General features: G+C 58.4%; 24 protein-coding genes. 12 read left to right on the plus strand and 12 right to left on the minus strand.

Annotated elements, in window-relative coordinates; translation table 11 throughout:
* The first annotated feature begins 117 nt into the window (after window positions 1-117).
* On the plus strand, window positions 118-783 hold the full coding sequence (locus tag BFW87_RS19775) for a hypothetical protein (RefSeq protein WP_078741411.1): 666 nt from the start codon (window positions 118-120) through the stop codon (window positions 781-783).
* Window positions 784-946: 163 nt separating this feature from the next.
* Here BFW87_RS19775 and BFW87_RS19780 read toward each other — a convergent pair whose 3' ends face one another.
* On the minus strand, window positions 947-2,839 hold the full coding sequence (locus BFW87_RS19780; protein ID WP_078741412.1) for a P-loop NTPase fold protein: 1,893 nt from the start codon (window positions 2,837-2,839) through the stop codon (window positions 947-949).
* Between the two features lie 316 nt (window positions 2,840-3,155).
* Here BFW87_RS19780 and BFW87_RS19785 point away from each other — a divergent pair, with 316 nt between their 5' ends.
* Complete coding sequence (locus BFW87_RS19785) at window positions 3,156-3,527, plus strand: DUF6124 family protein (RefSeq protein WP_078741413.1); 372 nt, start codon at window positions 3,156-3,158, stop codon at window positions 3,525-3,527.
* A gap of 146 nt (window positions 3,528-3,673) precedes the next feature.
* Window positions 3,674-3,895, plus strand: a complete 222-nt coding sequence (locus BFW87_RS19790; protein WP_078741414.1) for a hypothetical protein — start codon at window positions 3,674-3,676, stop codon at window positions 3,893-3,895.
* Between the two features lie 77 nt (window positions 3,896-3,972).
* Here the strand turns inward: BFW87_RS19790 and BFW87_RS19795 are convergent, their stop codons facing one another.
* Together BFW87_RS19795 and BFW87_RS19800 are read right to left on the minus strand one after the other, a co-directional pair.
* Window positions 3,973-4,611 (minus strand): LysE family translocator, encoded by a 639-nt coding sequence (locus tag BFW87_RS19795; protein ID WP_078741415.1) that lies wholly within the window; start codon window positions 4,609-4,611, stop codon window positions 3,973-3,975.
* A 67-nt stretch (window positions 4,612-4,678) separates the two neighbouring features.
* A complete protein-coding gene (locus BFW87_RS19800) occupies window positions 4,679-5,866 on the minus strand; it encodes an MFS transporter (protein ID WP_078741416.1) in 1,188 nt (395 codons plus the stop codon).
* A gap of 423 nt (window positions 5,867-6,289) precedes the next feature.
* Between BFW87_RS19800 and mqo the strand changes: the two genes are divergently transcribed.
* Entirely contained in the window at window positions 6,290-7,936 is a 1,647-nt protein-coding gene (gene mqo, locus BFW87_RS19805; RefSeq protein ID WP_078741417.1) for a malate dehydrogenase (quinone), read from the plus strand.
* A 67-nt stretch (window positions 7,937-8,003) separates the two neighbouring features.
* On the opposite strand, the gene BFW87_RS19810 is transcribed toward mqo, so the two are convergent.
* Window positions 8,004-8,675 (minus strand): NADPH-dependent F420 reductase, encoded by a 672-nt coding sequence (locus BFW87_RS19810; RefSeq protein ID WP_078741418.1) that lies wholly within the window; start codon window positions 8,673-8,675, stop codon window positions 8,004-8,006.
* 99 nt (window positions 8,676-8,774) lie between these two features.
* Between BFW87_RS19810 and BFW87_RS19815 the strand changes: the two genes are divergently transcribed.
* Window positions 8,775-9,698 (plus strand): LysR family transcriptional regulator, encoded by a 924-nt coding sequence (locus tag BFW87_RS19815; protein ID WP_078741419.1) that lies wholly within the window; start codon window positions 8,775-8,777, stop codon window positions 9,696-9,698.
* On the opposite strand, the gene BFW87_RS19820 is transcribed toward BFW87_RS19815, so the two are convergent.
* On the minus strand, window positions 9,676-10,524 hold the full coding sequence (locus tag BFW87_RS19820) for a LysR family transcriptional regulator (RefSeq protein WP_078741420.1): 849 nt from the start codon (window positions 10,522-10,524) through the stop codon (window positions 9,676-9,678). The genes BFW87_RS19815 and BFW87_RS19820 overlap by 23 nt on opposite strands.
* A 98-nt stretch (window positions 10,525-10,622) precedes the next feature.
* On the opposite strand from BFW87_RS19820, the gene BFW87_RS19825 reads away from it, so the two are divergent.
* Entirely contained in the window at window positions 10,623-11,522 is a 900-nt protein-coding gene (locus BFW87_RS19825; protein WP_078741421.1) for a DMT family transporter, read from the plus strand.
* A 132-nt stretch (window positions 11,523-11,654) separates the two neighbouring features.
* On the plus strand, window positions 11,655-11,984 hold the full coding sequence (locus BFW87_RS19830; protein ID WP_031319816.1) for a YXWGXW repeat-containing protein: 330 nt from the start codon (window positions 11,655-11,657) through the stop codon (window positions 11,982-11,984).
* 3 nt (window positions 11,985-11,987) lie between these two features.
* Here BFW87_RS19830 and BFW87_RS19835 read toward each other — a convergent pair whose 3' ends face one another.
* On the minus strand, window positions 11,988-12,362 hold the full coding sequence (locus BFW87_RS19835; protein ID WP_176159787.1) for a hypothetical protein: 375 nt from the start codon (window positions 12,360-12,362) through the stop codon (window positions 11,988-11,990).
* Window positions 12,363-12,740: 378 nt separating this feature from the next.
* On the opposite strand from BFW87_RS19835, the gene BFW87_RS19840 reads away from it, so the two are divergent.
* Window positions 12,741-13,133, plus strand: a complete 393-nt coding sequence (locus tag BFW87_RS19840) for a RidA family protein (protein WP_078741422.1) — start codon at window positions 12,741-12,743, stop codon at window positions 13,131-13,133.
* Here the strand turns inward: BFW87_RS19840 and ppnN are convergent, their stop codons facing one another.
* Together ppnN and BFW87_RS19850 are read right to left on the minus strand one after the other, a co-directional pair.
* On the minus strand, window positions 13,134-14,507 hold the full coding sequence (gene ppnN, locus BFW87_RS19845; RefSeq protein ID WP_078741423.1) for a nucleotide 5'-monophosphate nucleosidase PpnN: 1,374 nt from the start codon (window positions 14,505-14,507) through the stop codon (window positions 13,134-13,136).
* A 150-nt stretch (window positions 14,508-14,657) separates the two neighbouring features.
* Window positions 14,658-15,482 carry an aspartyl/asparaginyl beta-hydroxylase domain-containing protein gene (locus tag BFW87_RS19850; protein ID WP_078741424.1) on the minus strand — a complete coding sequence of 275 codons (825 nt, stop codon included), beginning with the start codon at window positions 15,480-15,482 and terminating at the stop codon, window positions 14,658-14,660.
* Window positions 15,483-15,757: 275 nt separating this feature from the next.
* On the opposite strand from BFW87_RS19850, the gene fabV reads away from it, so the two are divergent.
* Complete coding sequence (fabV, locus tag BFW87_RS19855) at window positions 15,758-16,951, plus strand: enoyl-ACP reductase FabV (protein WP_078741425.1); 1,194 nt, start codon at window positions 15,758-15,760, stop codon at window positions 16,949-16,951.
* Between the two features lie 225 nt (window positions 16,952-17,176).
* The gene (locus tag BFW87_RS19860; RefSeq protein WP_078741426.1) at window positions 17,177-17,800 is read left to right on the plus strand and encodes an HAD family hydrolase; all 624 of its coding nucleotides are present in this window, start codon (window positions 17,177-17,179) and stop codon (window positions 17,798-17,800) included.
* Here BFW87_RS19860 and BFW87_RS19865 read toward each other — a convergent pair.
* Window positions 17,797-18,702, minus strand: a complete 906-nt coding sequence (locus BFW87_RS19865) for a LysR family transcriptional regulator (protein WP_078741427.1) — start codon at window positions 18,700-18,702, stop codon at window positions 17,797-17,799. The two genes, BFW87_RS19860 and BFW87_RS19865, sit on opposite strands and share 4 nt — an antisense overlap.
* Window positions 18,703-18,805: 103 nt before the next feature.
* Between BFW87_RS19865 and BFW87_RS19870 the strand changes: the two genes are divergently transcribed.
* The gene (locus tag BFW87_RS19870) at window positions 18,806-19,975 is read left to right on the plus strand and encodes an aspartate aminotransferase family protein (RefSeq protein WP_078741428.1); all 1,170 of its coding nucleotides are present in this window, start codon (window positions 18,806-18,808) and stop codon (window positions 19,973-19,975) included.
* Between the two features lie 120 nt (window positions 19,976-20,095).
* Here the strand turns inward: BFW87_RS19870 and punR are convergent, their stop codons facing one another.
* A complete protein-coding gene (punR, locus tag BFW87_RS19875) occupies window positions 20,096-21,010 on the minus strand; it encodes a DNA-binding transcriptional activator PunR (RefSeq protein ID WP_078741429.1) in 915 nt (304 codons plus the stop codon).
* A gap of 122 nt (window positions 21,011-21,132) precedes the next feature.
* Here punR and punC point away from each other — a divergent pair, with 122 nt between their 5' ends.
* The gene (gene punC, locus BFW87_RS19880; RefSeq protein WP_078741430.1) at window positions 21,133-22,323 is read left to right on the plus strand and encodes a purine nucleoside transporter PunC; all 1,191 of its coding nucleotides are present in this window, start codon (window positions 21,133-21,135) and stop codon (window positions 22,321-22,323) included.
* 111 nt (window positions 22,324-22,434) lie between these two features.
* Here the strand turns inward: punC and BFW87_RS19885 are convergent, their stop codons facing one another.
* Entirely contained in the window at window positions 22,435-23,268 is an 834-nt protein-coding gene (locus BFW87_RS19885; protein ID WP_078741431.1) for a nucleoside-binding protein, read from the minus strand.
* 142 nt (window positions 23,269-23,410) lie between these two features.
* Window positions 23,411-24,358 (minus strand): LysR family transcriptional regulator, encoded by a 948-nt coding sequence (locus BFW87_RS19890; RefSeq protein ID WP_078741432.1) that lies wholly within the window; start codon window positions 24,356-24,358, stop codon window positions 23,411-23,413.
* Between the last annotated feature and the right edge of the window lie 149 nt (window positions 24,359-24,507).

Genomic DNA, 24,507 nt, shown 5'->3' on the forward strand with positions numbered 1-24,507 from the left:
CAGCAGTCAAGGAGTCGTCTGGGCTTGGTATTCGCCGGGATTGAAGAAGACAGAATTGGGTGAGATTGGTAGCATTCAGCCACTAGCCAATTTACGACAGCATAGGGAAGTGAGTGGATGAGCAAAAAATGGATAGCGGGCGTTCTTGCAAGCGTGGGAATGCTGATGAGTTCTCTGAGTGCGGTAGCGGCGGACACCTTGTTTAAAAACTACGTGTATGGCGCTCCTCTCGCGAACTACGAAAACGCTGACGGCTACTACGATTGTTCTGAGGACGTCGGCGGGGTGGCTTTCTGCATTGATGATGTGGATTTCATCGGGCACAAGTTTACGGCGGCCCTAGCCTTTTCGAGCGCAAAGCTGATCTCCGTTACCTTGGTCAGCCCCTACGATTCTGATTTGCATACAACGGCTATTGGTTCTTTGGCAAAGACATTTAAACTTTCCCTGCTGTCCGATGACAGATCACAGTTGGATATCGTTCAAGCGACCGCTGTCGCGCGCAGTAGGGATGAGCTTTCAGCAAAAGTGTCAAACTTTGAAGGCGCAGCAACAACAAACGGTGGATCAATTACCTATACTTTCTTTGAGGGCGTCGACAAGGACAAGAAGTTTTCGACTGTCACCAGTCAGCTTGCGGCACTGCCGGATAATGTTCGGGCGGCGGATCTTATGGTGACTGGCGAGGGGGGTGAGGCGGTCGTATTGATCAAGTTTAGCTTGCCGAAGTTGGAGGCGAATAAGGTTGCTGCGGCGTTGAAGAAGCCGGTTGAGGCTTTTTGAAGGGGGAGGGGCGGATAAATAGGTTCGCCCCTTTCGTATATCGGAGAGCTGGAGTCCGAATCAGCCAGGCCCGGGTGGGTAAAACGGAAAGCTCAAGAGGCGCGCAGCAGTTATCAGCTGCCTGGCCCCTATTTCTCTCCCGATCAGGGTTTTTATTGGAGATTTAATGGGGCTTTTGATAGTTGCTCAATTGTGTAATTGCAGTATCTATTTGGGTTGAAATGTTTTCAAGTATATATGAAGTTAATTTTCCTTTGTTGTTAAGTATTTTAATGCGCATTTGCTTTTTAAGTGTTTTTAGCCAGGCAAGTTCCTGGGTTAAGGATTCATTGTAATGATTTGTTTGGTATCGGTCGGAAAGAAAATAGCAGGCTTGTTGTAGTGAGTGGCGGTCTAGGCTAGTGAGTGTGTCTAAAAACTCAGAAGGCTCTATGAAGTGGAGTATAGGAGTGCTGAGAAAACGGGTGTCTGTCGCGTTGGAGAAAGAGAGGCTGTGGCTAAACTTGAGTGCATCTTTTTTCATTAGCTTAAGTAACTCTGCGCCTTCTCCCGGTAGCTGCTCGTTGAAAGCTTCGGTTGTTTTTTCTTTTATATAGTCATTAAGAGTTAAAAAGGATGGGGCGTTTAGGGCGTGATACTGCAGGCCATAAGAAGACTCGTTATGTTTAAGTTCAGTGTGTAATGAATTAGTTGTAAGAAGTTTTTTGGTTTTTTTAAGAAGGTCTATGTTGTTCTTTGATTTTTCAAGAATTTCATCGATGGGCTTATCGAAAATATTTTTTTCACTGCATGAAATAAAAATTCCTGCGACGTGTTTCACTTGGTCGGGTTCCATATATGTGGCATTGCTTAGTTCTTCGAATACCGTAATGCAAAGAGTCTCAAATTCGGCATCTGATAAATGATGAAAGTGCCAGAGTTTAATCCAGTTTGGAGTGCTCTCAGACACTAAGTACGTGCTATTTTTTAGGTCTTTATTTATTTTGTCTTCATCTAAGATGCTATTGTCTAGCATGTCGCTCCAGCAGCTTGCCTCGATGAGTAAAGTATGAAAGTTGATTTCTGTGTATTTGTCTTTGAGCTTTAATAAAGTTGGGAGTTCAGGTTGTGAATTCTTGGATGTGTGACTTGATGCATAAGATATGTACTCGGATCGGAGGTTAGGGATTGATCTACCTTCCATTGCGCCATGTCGTATCTCGATGGAAAAGGCAAGATGCAATTGTAGTAGGTTTGTTATTAAGGGCTCATTAGTTTGGGCTGGAGCTTCGAGGGCGTTATACAGTCGTGCAAAATCCCAAAATGCTTGTTTTAAGTGTCTCAAATTGTTGAATTTAGACTGAGTGTAGATCTGCTTTATTGTGTCGTGGTTTTTTTCAAGTACAGACTTTATTTTTGGTGGTAGATCCTTGCGGAATTCATTGATGGCGCTATCCAGGTCGGCTTGTATTTGAAACGTCTTACCAATGAGCTTTTCTTTTATTTTTATGTATTGTTTAGAATGTGTGCTATCTTCCTCTAAGCCTAATAATATCTCATCTTCATTTGCGATTATTACAACCTTGTAATCTTGGTGCTCGACAAAGTGATTTATATACCCAAGGAGATCATTGATGGGGATGGAGCATCGCTCTAGATCGTCAAATATTAATATTAGGCCGGTTGTATTTGTAAGATAGTCAGGGAGGCGTATATCTGGGATCGCGATGTTAGCGCTTCCCGCAGGTTTTTCGTCCAGATCTATTTTTATTGTTCCTTTGATAACTCCTTTAAGAAGTTTTCCTGCGAGCCCCATATGTTTTGAGGAAAGAATGGGGTGCAGTTGTTTAAAGAATTCTTCCTCGATGGCAGTAAAGCTGTTAATTCCATAAAGGCTTATATAAAGCTCTTTTCTGTTGTGTTCTCTAAGTTTTAGAATGGCCTTCTTGGTGAACCATGTTTTTCCGGAGCCCCAAGCTCCTTTAAGCATTATTGCATATTGCGGTGGCGTTGGATGAGAGAAGTATTCCTCGAGAAAATCATTGACGTGCCTGTTCAAGTCCACTTTGTTTTTCATGATGTCGGTTTCTAAGTTTCTGAGTTGAGCTGCTTAATATTGCTCGCTGACATTTTTTAGTCTAGTTGAACACTATTTTGTGTCGTGAAAAATGGTGGTTGCTAGGAGATTCTGGTTTGTCTTTGCGCGACTGTGCCCCTTAGCTTTCGGCTGATAAGCAAGAGTACTAGAGATAGGAGCTTTCCCACACGCTTCTAGGCTTGCCCGTCAGACTCTCCCTGGCTAACCTCCTCAAGCCGCTGCAAACCCAGCGGCCGGAGGTGGAAGTCCGTATTGCTAAGGCGTTTTAACTCCCGAAAATATTGGAGCTCCGCCCATGCACGATGAAACACGTAATCCTAATGCTGATGACAACACCGCACCCGTCGACGCCAAGCTTCAAGCCGCCGCTCAGCGAGCAATCCATCATTACCTGCCTCCCTCCGACGAAGACGCCGCCGAACCTGTCGACCCCCCAACCACCCACCTCTTCTCCGTCAACCCCAACACCGACACCGAAACCCTGCTAGCCAACGCCGCCGAAAACCTCGCGTCCGCCAACCAAATGGCCGCCACCCTGGCTTTCGACCTCGACGACTCCCAGCGCGCCATCGTCCTGGGCATCCAGCAGCTAATCGATTTAAGCGCTCTACTCGTCGACCGAGCCCAGGAGCAAGTCGCGCCTGCAATCTGCGCGACAAACGACTAACACCGCACCCCGCCGCCTTCCCCCAAGGCGGCAACCTGAACCCGTCCTGTCCCCCCGCAAAGTTTCATCATCCACAACCCATTTGAAGCCTACGATCACTCTCAAGAGGGGACCCCCGCACCCCCAGTCCATAGGGAACTGAAAACATGATCTCGAATCTCGTCAAAGTGGTGATGATTGCCGGTGCTGTGCTGTTAAGTGCCTGTTCGTCTTCGTCAGGTGGCAGCAGTGACCCTTGTTTTGCTCAGGGGTGTCAGGCGTTTGGGGATCACAGCCCGAACAAGGCGGCCAAGATGAGTTTTGGTGGCGGGAGTGGGTTGGGGAGCAGTTTTGGGGAGTATGGGTCGGGGTTGATGCATGATGATTGATAGAGGTTAGGGCTGCTGCGCAGCCCAACGCGGGGCAAGCCCGCTCGCCACAGGTTGGGGCGCTGCAACCCTGATATTTACGCTTGAACGTGGGCTGAGCCCAGGATCAGCCGCAGGCCCAGCGCGCCCATTACGAGGCCTGCCGTGCGGTCAAACCAGTGTTTTGAGCGCAGGTACGCTGCACGCGGCCGTTCCGACGAGAAGGCCAGCGCCACTACCGTGTACCAACCGGCCTCAATCGCAAAGATTGCCGGCAGCAACACCGCAAAGGTCCACACCGGGGCATGCGCCGGCAAGAACGCTGCAAAAATACTCCCATACACAATCGCCGCTTTCGGGTTGCTCAGTTGCGTCACCGCCGCGAGGGTGAATGATTTGCGCGCGCTTTGTGGGCGGCCATCGGCCGTGGTGGGTACGATGATGGGGCTTTTCGCCGAGCGCCAGAGTTGCACGGCAAGCCAGACCAGGTAGGCGCCGCCGAGTATTTTCAATATCACGTACAGCCATTCCACTTTGGCCAGCAGGGTTTGCAAGCCGAACAGGCCGAGGCCGCCGTACACCACGCCGCCGACGCCCATGCCCATGGCTGCGGCGAGTGCGTCGCGGCGCGACAGGGCGATGGCGGTGCGGGTGACGAAGACGAAGCTGGGGCCGGGGCTGGCGGCGCCGATGGCGATGGCGCCGAGGATGCTGAGCAGGGGGAGGGTGATGTCCATGGGGCCCTTCGTTTTATGTTGGGGGGTTGGAATCAACATAACAATTCAGGGCCGGGGTTTATTCCGTTTAGTGGCCGCCCTTCATGCGCCGTGCGATCAGGTAAATGCCCAGGCCCGCCAGTGCGGTGGCCGCGCCGATGTAGCCGGTGCTGGTCCAGCCCAACCCGGCGGTGATCGCCATGCCACCTAACCACGGGCCGAGCGCATTGGCCAGGTTAAACGCGGCGTGGTTGGACGCCGCCGCCAAACTCGGGGCTTCGTGGGCGATGTCCATGAGGCGGATTTGCAGCGGCGCGGCCATGGATATCATGGTGCCGACCAGGGCAATGCCGAGCAGTACGCCCCACAGCGAGCTGGCGGCGAAGGTGAAGAAAATCAGTACGGCCATCGACCACACCAGAATCCAGCCGACTGCACGAAATTGCAGGCGGTCGAACAGTTTGCCGCCGGCGATGTTGCCGATGATGGCGCCCGCGCCGAACGCGGCGAGGCCGAAGGGGATCCATTGTGGCGAGACTTTGGTCACTTCAAGCATGGTCGGGGCGAGGTAGCTGAATACGCAGAACATCCCGGCAAAACCGATGGCGCCGATGGACAGGGCCATCCACACCTGAGGTTTGGTGAAGGCGCGCAGTTCTTTGCGCGGGTCGCTGCGTTGTTCGTCGTGGCGGTGCGGCACGAATTGCCAGACGAGGGCGATGGTGCACAGGGCGATCACGCTGACCAGCGCAAACGCCGAGCGCCAGCCGAAGTACTGGCCGAGAAAGGTGGCGATGGGGTTGCCGAGCAGCATGGCCAGGGTCAGGCCCATCATCACGCGGGCCACGGCACCGGCGCGTTTATCGCTGGGCACCATGCTCGAGGCCACGACGGCGGCGATGCCGAAGTAGGCGCCGTGGGGCAGGCCGCTGATAAAGCGGAAGGCCACGAGTGAGCCGAAGCTTGGGGTGAAGGCGGTGGCGAAGTTGCCCAGGGCATACAGGCCCATCAGCAACAGCAGCATGTGTTTGCGCAGCAGCTTGGCGCCGAGGATGGCCAGCAGCGGGGCGCCGACCATCACGCCCAAGGCGTAGGCGCTGATGGCGTGGCCGACTTGCGGCTCACTCAAATTCAGATTGTGCGCGATCTCGGGCATCAGGCCCATGATGGCAAATTCGCCAGTACCGATCGCGAAGGCGCCCACGGCCATGGCAGCTTCCATTTTGGCGGCGCTGCGCGCGGGCAGTACGTGCCCGGGTGTTTGCTGGATAGTCATGGGTAACTCTGTGTGGAGGGTTGCACGAAGGACAGCCGCCGATGCTACGCAAGCGGCGGCGAAGCTGTCTAGAACCGCCTTTTACTTGAGAGTTCCAGCCCTGTGACTTCACGTCGCGGCTGTGCGGCTTGACACTGGCGCGTTAAAAGCCGCGATTTAGAGCTGTCAATTGGCCAAACGGCGCATAAACGCTGTGTGGCGTGATATTCTGCGCGCCGTCTTGGTCTAGTCTTTCTCCGGTGCGTACATCCGTATACGTCCCGGCGGATGGCTGTCGCCCAGGTAGCTGAAGCCAATAATGATAAGAAGTCAGCGCAGAAGGGACATAAACAGTGAGGTCGATCCGTCGGCCTTGTGTGCCCACCCTGCGGCCCTGAGAAATCGGGCAGTGGGGCGGATGGCGTTTTATCATAGGTGCTACTGATGTTTAAAAAAGTAAACACTGCCCTGCTGGGGCTGGCTTTGTCGATGGGGATCACGTCCGTTCACGCGGAAGAGGCAAAGAAAGTCGATGTGCTGCTGATCGGCGGCGGCATCATGAGTGCGACCCTGGGTGTTTGGCTTAACGAGCTGCAGCCGGACTGGTCGATGGAGATGGTCGAGCGCCTTGATGGCGTGGCCGAAGAAAGCTCCAACGGCTGGAACAACGCCGGTACCGGTCACTCGGCCCTGGCTGAGCTGAATTACACCCCGGAAGACAAGAACGGCAACGTTGAGATCCCGAAAGCGGTCGAGATCAACGAAGCGTTCCAGATCTCTCGTCAGTTCTGGTCTTGGCAGGTCCAGCAGGGCGTGCTGAAGAACCCGCGTTCGTTCATCAACTCCACACCGCACATGAGCTTTGTGTGGGGCGATGACAACATCAAGTTCCTGAAAAAACGCTACGAAGCCCTGCAAGCGAGCCCGCTTTTCGCCGGCATGCAGTACTCCGAAGACCCGGCGCAAATCGCCAAGTGGGTTCCGCTGATGATGGAAGGGCGTGACCCGAACCAGAAAATCGCGGCCACCTGGACCCCGATCGGCACCGACGTGAACTTCGGCGAGATCACCCGCCAGTTCGTCGCTCACCTGCAAACCACGCCGAATTTCGACCTGAAATTGTCGAGCGAAGTGCAGGACATCACCCGTAACGCCGACGGTTCGTGGCGTGTGAGCTACAAAAACCTGAAAGACGGCACCAAGACTGAAACCGACGCCAAGTTCGTGTTCATCGGCGCTGGCGGCGGTGCTCTGCACTTGCTGCAAAAATCGGGTATTCCTGAAGCCAAGGACTACGCGGCCTTCCCGGTCGGTGGTTCGTTCCTGGTCACCGATAACACCGCAATCGCCGAGCAGCACTTGGCCAAGGCCTACGGTAAAGCTTCGGTGGGCGCACCGCCGATGTCGGTTCCGCACCTGGACACCCGCGTGCTGGATGGCAAGCGCGTGATCCTGTTTGGCCCATTCGCGACCTTCTCGACCAAGTTCCTCAAAGAAGGCTCGTACCTGGACTTGCTGACCAGCACCACCACCCACAACATCTGGCCGATGACCCGTGTTGGCGTGCGTGAGTACCCGCTGGTCGAGTACCTTGCTGGCCAACTGATGCTGTCGGATGACGACCGCTACAACGCCCTGAAAGAGTACTTCCCGAACGCCAAGAAAGAAGACTGGCGCCTGTGGCAAGCCGGTCAGCGCGTGCAGATCATCAAGCGTGACGAGGAACTGGGCGGCGTCCTGAAACTCGGTACCGAAGTGGTCAGCTCCGCCGACAACTCCATTGCAGGCCTGTTGGGTGCATCGCCAGGCGCGTCCACCGCGGCTCCGATCATGCTGACCGTGCTGCAGAAGATCTTCAAAGACAAGGTCGCGACCCCTGAGTGGCAGGCCAAACTGCACCAGATCGTACCGAGCTACGGCACCAAGCTGAACGACAGCCCGGAAGCTGTTGCCAAGGAGTGGGCCTACACTGCTGGCGTCCTGCAACTGACGCCACCGCCTGCGATTCCGCAACTGACGGCTCCAAAGCCTGCCGAAGCTGCCAAGCCTGCGGCTGAGCCAAGCAAGCCGGCGTCTGACCTGGCGCTGTAAGCCAAGCCCGACGTAAAAAAGCCCGCTGAACCGGTAACGGTCAGCGGGCTTTTTTGTGGGCGTGGGTTTACGCAGGCGCGCGAGTGCGCACCACTGGCGGCAGTTCAACCGTGCGTTGCGCCGCCGCCAGCGCCGCCTTCAATCCGGCCTGGTCCAATGGCACGCAGTACGCCGGTTTGGCGCGCTCAAACCGCCAGCTCTCATCCAGACCACCGGCATCCACGGCATCGAAACCGAGTTCATCGAGCAATGTGATCACCTGTGCTTTCGCCGCAGAATCATCCGCGGCCACCGGCAGCGCACGCCGGTTCGCTGCACCGTGCGGGCGGGCATCCTTGATCAGGTCGGACGCAAAGATCGCGTTGAATACTTTCACTACGTGAGCCTGGGGCAAGTGGTCGGCGAGCAAACGGCTGGTGGTGGTCTCGAAGCGGTCGAGCACAGGAATGTGGCCATCACGGTTGGGGTAGTAGTTATTGGCGTCCATCACCGTTTTACCCTCCAGCCATTGCGCGGGCACGCTGCGGTAATGTTCAAGGGGAATCGCCACAAGCATCACGTCGCCAAATTTGGCCGCCTCCTCGGCGCTGCCAACGTGCACACCCGGCAGGCCGCTAAGCACGCTGCTCATGGACTGTGGGCCGCGGGAATTGCTCAACATCACGTCGTGCCCGGCCGCAAGCCCCAATTCAGCCACGGCGCGTCCGATAAAGCCTGCTCCAATCACACCAATTTTCATGTCTGTTCTCCAGCGAAGTGGGGGAGTCGCTATGATGATTGGCAACTGAATGACGATAAATAATCGTTTTGGCGCCGCTGTTGTTACTGGGAGTGGGGAATGATGGACCGTCTGTTAAGCATGAATGCCTTTGTGACGGCCGCAGAGCTCGGCTCTTACGCGCGTGCCGCCGAGCGTTTGAACCTGTCGCCGCAAATGGTCGCCAAACATGTCACCGCTCTTGAACAGCGTCTGGGTGCCCGTTTGCTCAACCGCACCACGCGCAGGCAAAGCCTGACGGAGTTGGGGAGCGCGTACTACGAGCGTTGCAAACATATCCTGACGGAGGCCGAAGCCGCCGATTCGCTCGCGCAGGTCATGAATGACACGCCGCGAGGCAAGTTGAGGATCACCGCGCCCGTCACTTTCGGCTCCTACAGCCTGATGCCGCTGATCACGGCATTTCTGCGCGAACACCCTGATGTAGAGATCGACCTGCACCTGACAGACCGCTTCGTCGACTTGGTGGAGGAGGGTTATGAGGTGGCATTTCGCATCGGCCCCCTGGCGACTTCCAGTCTCACTGCCAGACCCTTGGCGCCTTATAACCTGGTGGTTTGCGCCGCACCGGCTTACCTGGCGGCGCGAGGCGCGCCACGCGTACCCGCAGACCTTGAGCATCACGAATGCCTCGGTTATGCCTTCTCGTCACGCCCGGCGGACCGCGAATGGGTGTTCTACCACGGTACCGTCGCGCACACAGTGTCGGTTGCCAGCCGTCTGCAGATCAACGAAAGCAGGGCCTTGATGTCGGCTGCGCTGGACGGTTTTGGCATTGTTCTGGGCCCCGAAGACTTTCTGCGCGTGGCGCTGACCCGAGGCGAATTGGTGCGCGTACTGCCGGACTATGCTGCGCCGAGTCGCACGATGCATTTGGTCTACACCGCCAACCGCCAGCGAACGGCGAAGCTACGGCGATTTGTCGAGGCTGTGTTGGACCGCTTCGGCCCGGCATTAAGGATCAAATGTGAAACCCCTGCTTAACCTGCTCATGCAGGTGTAAGGCCAGTGCATTGCTGCTATCGCACAGCAGGTACACATGGTGCACCGGCAACGGCGGTAGCTCGAACCCGTCAATCACTTGCGTCAGCCCTTCACCCAAGCGGCTTTCCTCGATCAAACCCACGGCGACGCCACTGCGGATGCAGGCTTCAACGGCGGACGAATTGGGGCTTTCCATCAGCACGCGATGGTAGATGCCGTGATCCTTCAGCACCTGCAACGCCGCCGCGCGATACGGGCAGCCAGCCACCGGCACCGTGATTGGGAGCGCCGCGTTGGTTGCGCAACTGAAACCCTCGGTTGCCACCCACAGTGGCTGAACAGGCCCAAGGCGTTCGCCCTGTTCCAGCGGCTTGGCGCTCACTGTCAGGGTCATATCCAGTTTGTTTGCCATAAACAAACTCAACAACTCGCCGCTGGTGCGCGCCTCGATTTCCAGCTCAAGCAATGGGTTGTCGGCGATCAGTTGCGGCAGGAATTCCTGAATGAAGCCGGGCGCATAAGTATCGGGAATGCCCAGGCGGATTTTGCCCTGCATGCGCTGCGGCATCAGCGAGATCAGCAGGCGGTCGTGGCTCTTGAGGAACTCGGTGGTTTCACCCAGCAATTTCTTGCCGTAGACGGTCAGCTCAACGCCCTGATTGCTGCGGCTGAAGAGTTTTTGGCCGATCTGGTCTTCAAGTTTCTGAATTTGCGTGGTCACGGTCGATGCACTGCGGTGCACGTGTTCGGCTGCTTCATTGAAACGGCGAAAACGTGCCACGGCGTGGAAGGTACGTAACAAATCGATATTCAGTTGTTTGGTCATAATTCCACTTTTACGGATCAGTGGTGCAGGTTATTCAAATATACACAAGCATGCGTGGCCCTTAACCTTTCAGTCAATGCACACGGGCTGGAGGTTTTATGACGCGATCAACACTTGGGCTCTTGCTGCTGCAAGTGGCATTTGTGCTGTCGTGGAGCTCGGGTTACATCGGCGCCAAGCTGGGCACGCAAGGCGGCGACGCGTTTAACCTGCTGTTTTGGCGTTTCTTGCTGGTTTCGCTGTGCCTGGGGCTGTTTTTGAATGTGCGGCTGTTGACGGTGTCGTGGCTGCAGATCCGCCATTACGCGGTCATCGGCTTTCTGTCGCAGTTTCTGTACCTGAGTTGCCTGTACGCGGCGATTCAGAATGGGTTGCCGCCGGGCATCGCCGCCATTATCGCGGCCTTGCAGCCCTTGATGACGGCGGCGCTGTCGACGCGCAGTTCGGCTGAACGCAGTGGTGGCTGGCAGTGGGCGGGGTTGGCCGTCAGTTTTGCCGGGGTGTCGATCGTCATCGCCGGGCAATATGGCAGCGGCGGGGGCGGCGTCAGTGTGTTTATGTACCTGTTGCCAGTGGCTGCGGCGCTGGGCCTGACGCTGGCGACGCTGTATGAGCGGCGCTCGGTACAGTCCCGGGACGCTGGCTTGGTGTTGCCGCTGTTTATCCAATCCCTGTTGACCTTGCTGGGCTTTACTGCGGCCGTGCTTTTCACCGGCACGCTGAGCATTCCCCGCGAGTCGGACATGCTGATCTCGATTGTCTGGCTCACGGTGTTTTCCACCTTCGTTGCCTACTTGAGCCTGTGGATGCTGCTGCGGCTCATGACCGCAACCCACGTCGCCGCGCTGGTCTATCTGGAGCCGCCGGTCACGCTGGTGTGGGCGGCGTGGATGTTTGGTGACGTGATTTACCCCTCGACCTACGCCGGTATTGCGGTGGTCGTTGCAGGGCTGATCCTCGTTCGCCTGAAACGACCGACCGTCGTGTGCACCTCCTGAGGCCGGTGGGTTCAGCAACCTGACAGACATCACCTGTTAAAAAGTACCCAGAGCCGAGCAGGAGCGAGGCTGCGACAAGGGGGCATTTTTTTACTGGTGTATTCGTTGGGCGCTGACGCCCGAGGGTTTTGTATGTTGCTACGTTATGCGGCAATGGCGGCGGTAGTCGTCGCGGCGTCCGGGTGTGTGCAAGAGCGTGTGGTGCATGAACGCGGGCCGGTCCAGCGTGAGTATGTTGAAGTCGTCGCGCCGCAACCGCCGCCGGTGCAGGTGATCGAAGTCGAACCCGCTGCGCGTTATGGCTATGTGTGGTCGCGCGGTTACTGGCGTTGGGAAGGCGGGCGTTACGTGGCGGTGCATGGCCATTGGGAAGCGGTGCGTGAAGGCTACCGCTATGTGCACCCGCATTGGGTGCAGCGCAATGACGGTTACCACTGGCAGGGCGGTGGCTGGGTTCGCTGAAACCTAGATCGGCTTCCGGGTGCCCAGTAGCCGAACCTCGCGCAGCAGCGCGGCGCCGAGCTGGTCGCTGCCCAGTTCCTGGTAGCCCACCACTTGGGTCGCGCCGTTCCCTTCCGCCTGAATGATGATCACCGGCGTTTCCTTGCCGGTGGCCTCATCGACGTGCAGCGCGTACTGCGGAACATCCACGTTGATCGGCGTTCCCGCCGGTTTGCCTTGCACATTGATCAGAAACGCCGCGCAGCCGGTGTCGATATCCTGGCTGGTGGCGGGGCGGCCGCTGACGAAGCAGGTTTTCGGCAGGTCGGGCCAGACGATGGCGTCGGCCAGGGCCAAGGTCGGTGCCAATGTCAGGCAAAGGGTCAGGGCTGTTCGCACGTTGATTTTCCGGAGGTTGATCGGCGCTCACGCAGATGACGCGAGAGGCCTAAAGGTTACGCGAATCGGGAAATAGAGTGCCAGCCCGCTTAATCTGCTTTCGATGCAGCGTCGGCGCAGGCTTGCGTCATCTGTCGGGTGCTGACTGGGGCTTCAGGCCTTTTAATCAGGCCTTTGAGCGCCATAACACTCAGGTCTGCGGTTCTGCTGTGCGCGATATTAATCGGCCGGTTGTTCTCTTTCGGTAGGTGGTGGTCTTTCACAGATCAAGATTCCCTGAAGTTTTTTGTGGATGCAATGAGTCGCGGCTGTTGGTAAAACCATAGCCCGACTCTTCCCATCGACACGCCTCAAAACGACGACAAAGAGATACCGCATATGACCGACCGCCACCTCATCATCCCCCCCGCCATGCAACCCATCGTCGAACGCGCCGGCTACGTGCCCGCCGTCAAAGTTGGCAAGACCCTCTACTGCGCCGGCCAGGTCGGCCGCACGCAACAACTGGCAGTCATTGAAGACCCGCAGGCGCAGTTCATCGCCGCCTGGGAGAACCTGCGGGACGTGCTGGAGGAGGGCGGTTGCAGCTTCGATGACGTGGTGGACATGACTACCTACCACGTGAACATGAGCCAACACATGGCGGTTTTTCGTGAGGTGAAAAACCGCCTGTTTCCACGCGGGCATTGCGCCTGGACGACGATAGGCGTGTCAGAACTGGCGCATCCCGGTTTGCTCGTGGAAATCAAATGTGTGGCGGTGCAACGTTAGTTATTGCACCACGCGATAGCACGGTACATACGCCGCGCCGCCTGGCAACTTCATACGGTGCTGGGCGACAAACGCCTGCAACAGTTCGTCCAGTGGCTTCATGATCGCCGGGTCGCCGTGGATCTCGTACGGGCCGTGTTGTTCGATCAGGCGAATGCCCTTGTCCTTGACGTTGCCCGCCACAATCCCCGAGAACGCGCGACGCAGGTTGGCCGCCAGTTCGTGGTGCGGCAGCGCGAGGCTCAGTTGCAGGCCTGCCATGTTTTCGTGGGTCGGATCGAACGGGCGCTGGAAGCCTTCGTCGATCTTCAGCAGCCAGTTGAAGTGGAACGCGTCGTTGCGCTCGCGGCGGAACTGCTTCACGGCCTTGAGCCCGGCGGTCATCTGGCGCGCCACTTCAGCCGGGTCGTCGATGATGATCTGGTAGTGCGCCTGGGCGGCTTCACCCAGCGTGGCACCTACAAACGCATGCAACTGTTGCAGGTACGGCGCGGCGTGTTTCGGCCCGGTGAGGATGACCGGGAACGGCACGTCGCGGTTGTCCGGGTGCATCAGGATGCCCAGCAGGTACAGGAACTCTTCGGCCGTGCCGGCGCCGCCCGGGAAGATGATGATGCCGTGGCCCACACGCACGAAGGCTTCCAGGCGTTTTTCGATGTCCGGCAAAATCACCAGTTCGTTGACGATCGGGTTCGGCGCTTCGGCGGCGATAATGCCGGGCTCGGTGAGGCCCAGGTAGCGACCGCCGGTGATGCGTTGCTTGGCGTGGGAAATGGTCGCGCCTTTCATCGGACCTTTCATCACTCCGGGGCCGCAACCGGTGCACACGTCGAGGCTGCGCAGGCCCAGTTCGTGGCCGACTTTCTTGGTGTATTTGTATTCTTCGGTATTGATCGAGTGCCCGCCCCAGCACACCACGATTTTTGGCTCGACACCCGGGCGCAGCGTGCGGGCGTTGCGCAGCAGGTGGAACACGTAGTCGGTAATGCCCTGGGAGTTGCTCAGGTCGATGCGCTGGCTGTCCAGCTCGTTCTCGGTGTAGACGATGTCGCGCAGGGCGCTGAACAGCATTTCGCGGGTGCTGGCGATCATTTCGCCATCGACGAACGCGTCGGCGGGGGCATTCAGCAGTTCGAGGCGCACGCCGCGATCCTGCTGGTGAATGCGCACTTCAAAGTCTTTATAGGCGTCGAGGATGGTCTTGGCGTTGTCGATGTGCGCGCCGGTGTTGAGGATGGCCAGGGCGCACTGGCGGAACAGGGTGTAGATGCTGCCGCTACCGGCTTCACTCAGTTGCTGGACTTCACGCTGGGAGAGGGTTTCGAGGCTGCCCTTGGGGCTGACGGAGGCGTTGATGACTTGACGTTGGGGCATTCTGATTCCTTGAAAGCACAGCCACCGCACTCGCCAGGAGCGGCGGTGGCTTGAAAATGGTGAGCGCCGAATCCGGTCGCACGAGACAGTTAGTTTGGCCGCCACGCGGGCAGGGCGCAAACACCGTCAAGCACCATCATGCCGCAGAACTTACTGAATCAGCTTCCAGTTTTTGTAGAAAACCCGACGCAGGGTAAACACCAGCCCGGCAAAACCCGAGATTACGGCGTTGAGCACGCGCGGCAGCGGGGTCGGGCGCACGATGTCAATGAACAGGCAGTAACGCTTTGCGTCGTTCTTGTTGAAAGACGCATGCATCAGCGTGTCATCGAAGATAAACAGCGGGTCGTCGTGCCAGTAATGCTTGTGCTTGCCCACCTGGATGTAAACACCCTCGTGATGCGGCGCGGGCGCCATGTTGTAGAGCACGCGGAACATCATGCGCAGCGGGCCGAAGTGGAAGGACGTCGAGCGGTTTTCGTTGAACACGGACACGCCGATGGTCTTCACGAATGGCAGCTTTTTGCGCAGTTGCGGGATATCCAAGGTGGTTTCGATCGGGCGGCCGTACCACTGGAAAAACAGCATGCCGCGCTTCTTCTCGGCCATGCGCTCATCCAGGTAGCTGATAATTTCGTCCTTTTGCGCCATGGCGTCATCGATTACCTGTTGCAGGTCTTCACGCCAGGCCGGCGGCAGGTCGCGCATGGTGTAAACATGGCGGTTACGGCTGCTGAACAGGTCGAACAGGGTGTTGAACGGCGCCAATATCCAGGTATTGCGGCCGTTGCCGATGAAGTATTTCTTGATCGTGTCGCGGTCATACAGCCCATTGCGCAGGAAGTCGTAAACACCGCACACCACCACCAGCAGCAGAAACACCAGGGTCGTGCGCGGGAAGCAGTAGATAAACAGCAACACCCCGAGCACCCAGGCGGCCGAGATCAGCTTTTTGCTAACAGCACTTTTACTCATGAAACGTGGCTCCGGAACGGAAACATGGTGAAACAAAGTTGCCATGATAGTGGGTTATGACAGCGGCGGGCGTTTTAAATAGTGCGAATTTGTGAAGGGTAGACACACTTCTTGACCCTTGCCTGCGGCCTCCTGAGCATTTTGTGGATTGGATTTTGTAAACAGAAGATTTGCGACTATCGTGACGCTTCGGTTTTTCAGGCGTCATAGACCGGTACGAATGAAGTTGAATGGCCACCACTGGCCGTCGACCCCTTGGAAGAGGCAGAAATTTTATGATCATCAAACCGCGGGTTCGTGGCTTTATCTGTGTGACCGCTCACCCTGTTGGCTGTGAAGCGAACGTCAAGCAACAGATCGACTACGTGACTCAACACGGCGCCATCGAAGGCGGCCCCAAGAAGGTGCTGGTCCTCGGCGCTTCCACCGGTTACGGCCTGGCCGCGCGCATCAGTGCAGCGTTTGGCTGCGGCGCCGACACCCTGGGCGTGTTTTTTGAGAAAGAAGGCGAAGAAGGCAAGCTGAGCTCCGCCGGCTGGTACAACAGCGCGGCGTTCGAGAAGTTTGCCGTTGAAAAAGGCCTGTACGCCAAGAGCATCAACGGCGACGCGTTCTCCGATGAGATCAAGCGCCTGACCATCGAAACCATCAAGAAAGACCTGGGCAAGATCGACCTGGTGGTCTACAGCCTGGCTGCGCCGCGCCGTACCGACCCGCAAGGCGTGGTGCACACCTCCACCCTCAAGCCGATCGGCAAGGCCGTGACCCTGCGCGGTATCAACACCGACAAAGGCGTTGTGGTCGACACCACCCTTGAGCCAGCCACCCAGGAAGAAATCGACGGCACCGTCAAAGTGATGGGCGGCGAAGACTGGCAGCTGTGGATCGACGCCCTGCGTGATGCCGACGTATTGGCCGAAGGCGCCAAGACCACCGCGTTCACCTACCTCGGCGAGAAGCTGACCCAGGACATCTACTGGAACGGCTCCATCGGCGAAGCCAAAAAGGACCTGGACAAGAAAGTCCTGACCCTGCGCGACAATCTTGCTGCCCTGAAAGGCGATGCCCGTGTGTCGGTGCTCAAGGCGGTAGTGACCCAGGCGAGCTCGGCGATCCCGATCATGCCGCTGTACCTGTCGCTGCTGTTTAAAGTGATGAAAGAGCAGGGCACCCACGAAGGTTGCATCGAGCAGGTTTATGGCCTGTTCAAAGACAGCCTGTATGGCCAAACGCCGAAGCTCGACACCGACGGCCGCCTGCGCGCCGACCTGGCTGAACTGGAACCGAAGGTCCAGGATGCCGTGGCTGCATTGTGGAACCAGGTGACCGACGACAACGTCAACGAGATCAGCGATTTTGCCGGCTACAAGGCGGAGTTCCTGCGCTTGTTCGGCTTTGAAATCGACGGCGTGGATTACGACGCTGACGTGAACCCGACTGTTAAAATCAATGGCCTGATCCAGGCTTAAAACACAGTCAAAAAATGTGGGAGCCAGCTTGTGTGGGAGCTGGCTTGCCTGCGATGCAGTCACCTCGGTGTATCAGTTGCACCGCGGCGATGCCATCGCGGGCAAGCCCGGCTCCCACATAAGCCCGGCTCCCACAGTTGTTTTGCGTTACAACCGCGCGCTCCCACCTTCCCTCACAATCTGCCAGACTCCTTCGGCTTTCAAGCCACGCTAACGGAGGATCTGATGACGATTCGTGCAGTAGTTTTTGATTTCGGCGGTGTCCTGTTCGACTGGAACCCGCAGCACCTCTACCGCCAGCTGATTACCGATGATCAGGAGCGGCTACACTTTCTCGACACCGTCTGCACCCAGGCCTGGAACACCGAGCAGGACGCGGGTCGCAGCCTGGCCGACGGCACTCGCCACCTGATTGCGCAATACCCACACCATGAACGCTTGATCCAGGCCTACTACGATCGTTGGCACGACATGCTGCGCGGTTCCTTGCCGGAGGGCGTGGCTATCCTTGAGGCGTTGCATCACGCCGATATGCCGCTGTTCGGGCTCACCAACTGGTCGGCCGAAACCTTTCCTTACGCCCGTGCCCACTATCCCTTCCTGCAGCATTTTCGCGACATCGTGGTGTCTGGCGAGCTGAAACTGATCAAGCCGGATCCGGCGATCTATCACGCCAGCCTCGCCCAAGTGCGGGCGCATCTCCCGGATATCCAACCGGAGCAAGTGGTGTTCATCGATGACGTAGCCGGCAATATCGACGCGGCCGTGGCCCTTGGCTGGCAGGGTATTCACCATGTGTCTGCCGAGCGTACGGCCGCGCGCTTGCGTGAGTTGGGTGTGGCCTTCTAGAGCGCCCACTTTTCCATCACAAAATCCACAAAGGCGCGCAGCTTGGGCAGGCGGTAGCGGTCCTGGCGGTACAGCAGGTGCATGGGGCGGCTGGGCAGTTGATAGGTGGTCAACAAGGCCACCAGCTTGCCGCTCTCCAGGTCCGGTTGTACCAGCGCATCGGCCAGCATGATGATGCCCATGCCGTTGACGGCCGCTTGACGCAAGCCTTGCGAGCTGTTGATGGTCAGGGAGCCGGCGACCGCCACCTCTACCTCGCCTTCCTCGCCGGTCATGCGCCACAGCTTGTCGGTGTCGCGCCAGTTGTCGCCCGCCGGGTAGGCGAATGCCAGGCAGTCGTGCTGCTGCAGGTCATCTGGCGTTTGCGGTGTGCCCCGCCGGGCCAGGTATTCAGGTGAAGCACAGAGGGTGAGGGTGTAGGCCTGCATGGGCCGGGCGATCAGGCTGAAGGTTTCCAGTTCACCCAGACGGATCGCCACGTCGAAGCCGCTGTCCACCAGGTCCATCCGCTCATTGCTCAGCACCACGTACAGGTCGATCTGCGGGTAGCGCTGGGAAAATTCGCTGAGGGCCGGCACCAGCCGTTCGGTGCCGAACACCGGTGGCGCGGTGATGCGCAGGCTGCCTTTGGGGGTTTCGCTGTGGATCTGTTCCGCCAACAGCTCGGAGTCGGCCACCAGCCCCAGTACTTCCAGGCAGCGCTGGTAGTACTGCCCGCCAAACTCGGTAAGGCTTTGTTTGCGCGTGGTGCGCTTGAGCAAGCTGACGCCCAGCCGTTGCTCCAGCGCGCGCAGGTGGTTGCCGACCATGGTGGTCGACATCCCGCATTCCTGCGCGGCGGCGGTCATGCTGCCGGCCTCGACCACCTTCACGTAAACCGACATTGCCTGGAACAGATCCATTATCAAGCCCTGATTTAAAGTCATTGCAGGAAAGCGCAGTTTATCCAGCTGAAGTGGCTAACGATACTGCTCCCATCACAACGATGCACTGGAGCCTGCCACCATGACCGCCGCCTGCCTGATGTCCACCTATCAACCCTCGGCCCTGAGTTTTACCCGCGGCCTGGGCACGCGCCTGTGGGACCAGCAGGGCCGCGAATACCTCGACGCGGTGGCCGGTGTGGCGGTGACCAATGTCGGCCACTCCCACCCGAAACTGGTGGCCGCCATCAGCGAGCAGGCAGGGTTGCTGCTGCACACCTCCAACCTTTACAACATCGGCTGGCAACAACAGCTGGCGCAGCGCTTGGCCCAGCTGTCAGGCCTGGACCGTGCGTTCTTCAATAACTCCGGTGCAGAAGCCAACGAAACCGCACTGAAACTCGCCCGGCTGCATGGCTGGAAAAAGGGCATCGAAGAGCCCTTGGTGGTGGTGATGGAAAACGCCTTTCACGGTCGCACCCTTGGCACCATGGCGGCCAGTGACGGGCCTTCGGTGCGCTTGGGGTTCCAACGTTTGCCGGGGGATTTCGTCAAGGTGCGCTTTGGTGATCTGGTCGCGCTGGAGGCCATCACCCAAGAGTTCGGCCCGCGCATTGCGGCTGTGTTGCTGGAGCCGATTCAAGGCGAAAGCGGCGTGCTGCCGGCGCCGCCCGGTTATCTGAAAGCGCTGCGCGAACACTGCACGCGCCATGGCTGGCTGATGATGCTCGATGAAATCCAGACCGGCATCGGCCGCACCGGCACCTGGTTTGCCTTCCAGCACGAAGGCATCGTGCCGGACGTGATGACCCTGGCCAAAGGCCTCGGTAACGGCGTGCCAATCGGCGCTTGCCTGGCCCGCGCCGCCGTCGCGCAAATGTTCACCCCGGGCAGCCACGGCAGCACCTTCGGTGGCAACCCGCTGGCCTGCCGCGTAGGCTGCACCGTGCTGGACATTATTGAGGAGCAGGGTTTGCTGCAGAACGCTGCGCAACAAGGTGCGCGCTTGCTGGCACGGTTGCGGATGGAGTTGGATGAGCACCCACAGGTCGTTGCGATTCGCGGCCAGGGCCTGATGATCGGCATTGAACTGGCCAGCCCTTACCGCGACCTGGCCCAGCGGGCTGCGCAGGAGCATGGGCTGCTGATCAATGTGACCCGGGGCAAGATCATCCGCCTGCTGCCGCCGCTGACGCTGGATGGCAAGGAGGTCGAAATGATCGTGCGCGCCATCACCCGTTTACTGGATTGAAACCCGATCAAAATGTGGGAGCGGGCTTGCTCGCGAAAGCGGTGTGTCAGTCACCAGATGAATTGACTGATCTACCGCCTTCGCGAGCAAGCCCGCTCCCACAGGGGATCTTCATCGCCCTCAAAGGCCAGGCCCATTCAGCCATTCCTGGTTCATCGTTTCCGTATCCCCCAGGTACTCCAGCAACCACGTCATGGCCGGCGACAGCTTGTTCTGCGCCCACGCCACACATGAGGGGCTGGCCGGAAACGGCCGGCTCAGTTGCAGCGCCACCAACTCCCCACGCTCAATCCACGGCAACACCTGATGCGCCGGGGCCATGCCCACACACAAACCATCGCGCAAACAATCGATCGCCGAGGCCCAGTTGGGCACCACCAGCCTTCGCTGGTTATCCAGCGTCCAGGTGTCGCGCTTGGGCAGGTTGCGCGAGGTGTCAGTCATGCACAGGGACGCGAACGGGCGCAGTTGATCGTCGTTGAGCAAACCCTCCAGCGCCGCCAGCGGATGTTTCGCGCTGACCACACACATCCAGTTCAGCAAGCCCATGTCGCGAAAGGTGAAATGGCTGGCCACCGGCACCGCGCTGGTGGCGCCGATCACGATGTCGGTGCGCTCGTCAGCCAGCGCATCCCACACGCCGTTGTACACCTCGTACTCCAGCAACAATTCCACCTCGGGAAACTGTCGGTAGAAATCCAGCACCAACTGGCGGCAGCGCTGGGGCTTGACGATGGAGTCCACCGCGACCTTGAGCTGGCCACTCCAGCCATTCGCCACCTGCTGGCATAAGCGCCGGGTCCCGAGCATCTTTTTCATCACCCCACGGGCTTCGTCTATAAATAGACGACCAGCCGGTGTCAGCTCGACGTCGCGATGCCGGCGCACAAACAGCGGCACGGCTAGCCATTCCTCGATCTGACGCACGGTGTAGCTGATGGCCGACGGTACGCGGTGCAATTCCTGGGCGGCGGCGCTGAAGCTGCCGTGGCGTGCCACCGCATCGACCACATCCAGGGAGTATTCTGACCACATGGTGGTTGCCTTCAAAAAATTTGATAAGAGTGTCCAATTATTATCGCTTCACACCCGTGCTGTCAGCTTCATAATGGGCGGCAGTCAGCAAATAGTTTGATGGCAGTTTCTACAAGGCTTCAATGAAAAATTCTTTTGGTTTCACCTGGTACCTGGCGGGGCTGAGCATGCTCGGTTATCTCGCCATGGACATGTACTTGCCGGCGTTCGGCGCCATGGGCGAGCAGTTGCACATTGGCGCGGGCGCGGTGGGCGCCAGCTTGAGTATTTTCCTCGCAGGTTTCGCCGTGGGGCAGTTGTTGTGGGGCCCGTTGTCCGACCGGCTGGGGCGCAAGCCGATTTTGCTCACGGGCCTGAGCCTGTTTGTGTTGGGCTGCCTGGGCATGTTCTGGGTCGAGACTGCGCCGCAATTATTGGCGTTGCGCTTTATACAGGCGATTGGCGTGTGTTCCGCCGCCGTGAGTTGGCAGGCGCTGGTAATCGACCGTTACCCGGCCGACAAGGCGCACCGCGTGTTCGCCAGCATCATGCCGCTCATGTCGCTGTCGCCCGCGTTGGCGCCGCTGTTGGGCGCGATGGTGTTGAATCACTTCGGCTGGCAGGCGATCTTCGGTGTGTTGCTGGGGGTGTCGCTGCTGTTGCTGTTGCCGACATTGTTCCTGCGCTCCGTGCCGAAACGCCTGACGACAGAAAGCGAACCCGCACGCCTCGGTTACGGCCAACTGCTGACGTCTCGCGTGTTCACCGGCAACGTCATGATCTTCGCGGCATGCTCCGCGAGCTTTTTTGCCTGGCTGACCGCTTCGCCGTTCATTCTGGGGGATATGGGTTACAGCCCGAATGACATCGGCTTGAGTTACGTGCTGCCGACGTTGGCTTTTTTGGTCGGTGGTTACAGTTGCCGCAGCGCGTTGCAGCACTATCAGGGCAAAACCCTGCTGCCGTGGTTGCTGGTGGCCTACTGCATCAGCATGGTGGCCTTGTACGTCGTCGCCACCTTGACGGTGCCGACCCTGACCACCTTGCTGATTCCGTTCTGCCTGATGGCGCTGGTCAACGGTGCGAGTTACCCCATCGTGGTGGCGAATGCGCTGATGCCTTTTGCGGAAAATTCCGGCAAGGCGGCGGCGTTGCAGAACACCCTGCAATTGGGTTTGTGCTTTCTCGCCAGTTTGCTGGTGTCGTCGATGATCGAGCAGCCGCTGCTGATCACCGTGATTGTGATGCTGGCGACCGCGCCGCTGGCGGTGTTGGGTTATTGGCTGGCGCGGCCGAAAGCTGATAATTCGGAACTTGCAAACGCCTCAAGTTGAAAGGCGGTCCAAATGTGGGAGCTGGCTTGCCTGCGATGGCATTGGTGAATTCTCCGCCGCTATCGCAGGCAAGCCAGCTCCCACCTTTTTTGAATTGGGTTTCTTCAGGGGTCAAAAGGTGACTTCCATGTTCACCGTCGGCGTGGAAGTCCGGGTGCCCCTGCCTCCGTCCACACCGAACTTGTTGTGCCAGTACTCATAACCCACCCCCAGATACAGGTTCGGCTTGACGCTTTTGCCCGGCCGCACCGCCACCATCAGCGCGGTACGCATCAAGGCTTCCGGCGCGGTGTCGCGGCCATGGTAATCCTCGCCTTTCTCGCCGACGTAATTGATAAAGCCCTGGAATTTCGCCGCATGGTTGGCGATTTCAAACGGGCGCATCCAGGTCAGGTTAACCATGTAGGTATCGTCGAAGGTGTGGTTCGACTCCTGCGCGCCGGGGATGCCGGTGTGGTTCTTTTCCTTGTAGTACATCAGGCTCAGGTCCAGTACGCCGACGGTGTTGAACTTCAAGGTCGGGCCGATCACCAGGGCGCGCTTTTTGGCGGATGCGAAGTTGTTGTTGCGGTTGGCATCAAAGCCCAGGGTCAGCGCGTAATCCTTGATCAGGCCGGTGCCGAGCGGCACATCGAACAGGCGGGAGGCGTACAACTGGTGCCGGTAGACGGCATACACCTCACTGCCACCGTGGTCGGTGCCCTTGCGCGGGTCACTGCTGTCGGACAGGAATACATCGAGGTTCAGGTAATTGCTGCCGTACCGGTAACCGCTGGCATGGGTGAAGCTGTAGATGCGCTTGCTGAAGTCGTCGGGGTTATTCGGATTGGTAAAGTGCTGGCCGTAGCGAAATCCTACGCTGTTGTTCATCCATTCCACGGCGACGGCCTCCCCGCCGCCGAGCAGTGAGAGGAATACGGTTGCGCCGTGCAGTGCCTTTTTCATTATTTTTATTCCTTTGGCGTTTGGCTCATCGCGACCTTGCAGGGTCGCCGGGCGCAGTATCAGCACAAGCCGCAGGGCCGCCAAAGAACAGAATCTCGCCTGGGCCGATGCCGAATCGGCAGCACGGGGCTTGCCTTTTGAGTCAGGAAATACGCGGCGGTGCGGGCATTTCTTCGCGTTCACGCAGGGCAATTTCTTCGCCCAATAAATGCGCCAGGGCTTGCACTGCCACGGGCAGGTCGCGGTCTTTGCGGGCGTACACGCCGAGGTCGCTGAAGACTCCGCCCTGGTCACTCAACGGGATATGCAGCAGTTCGCCTCGGGCCAGGTCGGCCTCAATGCCGATGCGCGTCTGGAAAGCGATGCCCAATTGCTGGCGGGCCAGCTGACGTGCCAACTCCATGGAATTGCTCTGCAACAGTGGCTTATGGGGCGCCGCGCGTTTGTGCAGCGGCGCGATCAGGTGATGCACCGAGAGCTCGCTCTTGGCCTGGATCACCCCGTGTTCGCAACACTGCGAGTAGCTGACGCGGGCCTCACCGGCCAACGGATGCTCGGGCGACATCAGTGCGCCCAAGCGGAAATGGCCGACACACAATTGGCTGATTTCGCTGCTGCGCGGTAAGGCAAACGCCAGCCCCAAATCCGCCTGCCCATGGATCACCGCCCCGGGAATCGACTGCGAACCTTGCACCGTGACGCCAATCGTCACCTTGGGATAGCGCTGGCGCATGCGCTTGAGGGCGGCGGGCAGCAGTTCGACGGCGGCGCCTTCCACCGTGGCGATTTCCACGTGGCCGGTCTGCACGCCGTGCAAACCATCCAGTTCACCGCGCACCCGTTCCACATCCTGCAGCAACAGTGTGATGTGGCGGGTGAGGATCTCGCCGGCGGCCGTCACCCGCAAGCCGCCGGGCAGCCGGTCGAACAGCGCGGTGCCCATCTCGTCTTCCAGTTTGAGGATTTGCCGGTTTACCGCAGACGACGCCACGTTCAGGCGCCGCGCGGCTTCGCGGATCGAGTGGCAGCGCCGCACCATGTCGAAGTAGTAGATAGCCGGGGCATGAATGCGCAGCTTGCGGTTGAGCATTTTTTTTCAGGTCCTTTTGCGTAGGGCTTCAAGCCACGGGGCAGGGCGGCTGAATGGTTTTTTGTAACGCGCTGTCGTAGTTATTGTGAGAATGATTGTATACAACTCTATGGACATCCCGGCTTTCCTTTGCATACAGTGAGTGCACA

The sequence above is a fragment of the Pseudomonas fluorescens genome, assembly GCF_002022275.1.
Taxonomy (GTDB): domain Bacteria; phylum Pseudomonadota; class Gammaproteobacteria; order Pseudomonadales; family Pseudomonadaceae; genus Aquipseudomonas; species Aquipseudomonas fluorescens_AJ.

What these genes read in the sequence shown, in the direction of transcription:
- BFW87_RS19775 (WP_078741411.1), top strand. Translation starts at nt 118, where the DNA reads ATGAGCAAAAAATGGATAGCGGGCGTTCTTGCAAGCGTGGGAATGCTG.
- BFW87_RS19780 (WP_078741412.1), bottom strand. Translation starts at nt 2,839, where the DNA reads ATGAAAAACAAAGTGGACTTGAACAGGCACGTCAATGATTTTCTCGAG.
- BFW87_RS19785 (WP_078741413.1), top strand. Translation starts at nt 3,156, where the DNA reads ATGCACGATGAAACACGTAATCCTAATGCTGATGACAACACCGCACCC.
- BFW87_RS19790 (WP_078741414.1), top strand. Translation starts at nt 3,674, where the DNA reads ATGATCTCGAATCTCGTCAAAGTGGTGATGATTGCCGGTGCTGTGCTG.
- BFW87_RS19795 (WP_078741415.1), bottom strand. Translation starts at nt 4,611, where the DNA reads ATGGACATCACCCTCCCCCTGCTCAGCATCCTCGGCGCCATCGCCATC.
- BFW87_RS19800 (WP_078741416.1), bottom strand. Translation starts at nt 5,866, where the DNA reads ATGACTATCCAGCAAACACCCGGGCACGTACTGCCCGCGCGCAGCGCC.
- mqo (WP_078741417.1), top strand. Translation starts at nt 6,290, where the DNA reads ATGTTTAAAAAAGTAAACACTGCCCTGCTGGGGCTGGCTTTGTCGATG.
- BFW87_RS19810 (WP_078741418.1), bottom strand. Translation starts at nt 8,675, where the DNA reads ATGAAAATTGGTGTGATTGGAGCAGGCTTTATCGGACGCGCCGTGGCT.
- BFW87_RS19815 (WP_078741419.1), top strand. Translation starts at nt 8,775, where the DNA reads ATGATGGACCGTCTGTTAAGCATGAATGCCTTTGTGACGGCCGCAGAG.
- BFW87_RS19820 (WP_078741420.1), bottom strand. Translation starts at nt 10,524, where the DNA reads ATGACCAAACAACTGAATATCGATTTGTTACGTACCTTCCACGCCGTG.
- BFW87_RS19825 (WP_078741421.1), top strand. Translation starts at nt 10,623, where the DNA reads ATGACGCGATCAACACTTGGGCTCTTGCTGCTGCAAGTGGCATTTGTG.
- BFW87_RS19830 (WP_031319816.1), top strand. Translation starts at nt 11,655, where the DNA reads ATGTTGCTACGTTATGCGGCAATGGCGGCGGTAGTCGTCGCGGCGTCC.
- BFW87_RS19840 (WP_078741422.1), top strand. Translation starts at nt 12,741, where the DNA reads ATGACCGACCGCCACCTCATCATCCCCCCCGCCATGCAACCCATCGTC.
- ppnN (WP_078741423.1), bottom strand. Translation starts at nt 14,507, where the DNA reads ATGCCCCAACGTCAAGTCATCAACGCCTCCGTCAGCCCCAAGGGCAGC.
- BFW87_RS19850 (WP_078741424.1), bottom strand. Translation starts at nt 15,482, where the DNA reads ATGAGTAAAAGTGCTGTTAGCAAAAAGCTGATCTCGGCCGCCTGGGTG.
- fabV (WP_078741425.1), top strand. Translation starts at nt 15,758, where the DNA reads ATGATCATCAAACCGCGGGTTCGTGGCTTTATCTGTGTGACCGCTCAC.
- BFW87_RS19860 (WP_078741426.1), top strand. Translation starts at nt 17,177, where the DNA reads ATGACGATTCGTGCAGTAGTTTTTGATTTCGGCGGTGTCCTGTTCGAC.
- BFW87_RS19865 (WP_078741427.1), bottom strand. Translation starts at nt 18,702, where the DNA reads ATGGATCTGTTCCAGGCAATGTCGGTTTACGTGAAGGTGGTCGAGGCC.
- BFW87_RS19870 (WP_078741428.1), top strand. Translation starts at nt 18,806, where the DNA reads ATGACCGCCGCCTGCCTGATGTCCACCTATCAACCCTCGGCCCTGAGT.
- punR (WP_078741429.1), bottom strand. Translation starts at nt 21,010, where the DNA reads ATGTGGTCAGAATACTCCCTGGATGTGGTCGATGCGGTGGCACGCCAC.
- punC (WP_078741430.1), top strand. Translation starts at nt 21,133, where the DNA reads ATGAAAAATTCTTTTGGTTTCACCTGGTACCTGGCGGGGCTGAGCATG.
- BFW87_RS19885 (WP_078741431.1), bottom strand. Translation starts at nt 23,268, where the DNA reads ATGAAAAAGGCACTGCACGGCGCAACCGTATTCCTCTCACTGCTCGGC.
- BFW87_RS19890 (WP_078741432.1), bottom strand. Translation starts at nt 24,358, where the DNA reads ATGCTCAACCGCAAGCTGCGCATTCATGCCCCGGCTATCTACTACTTC.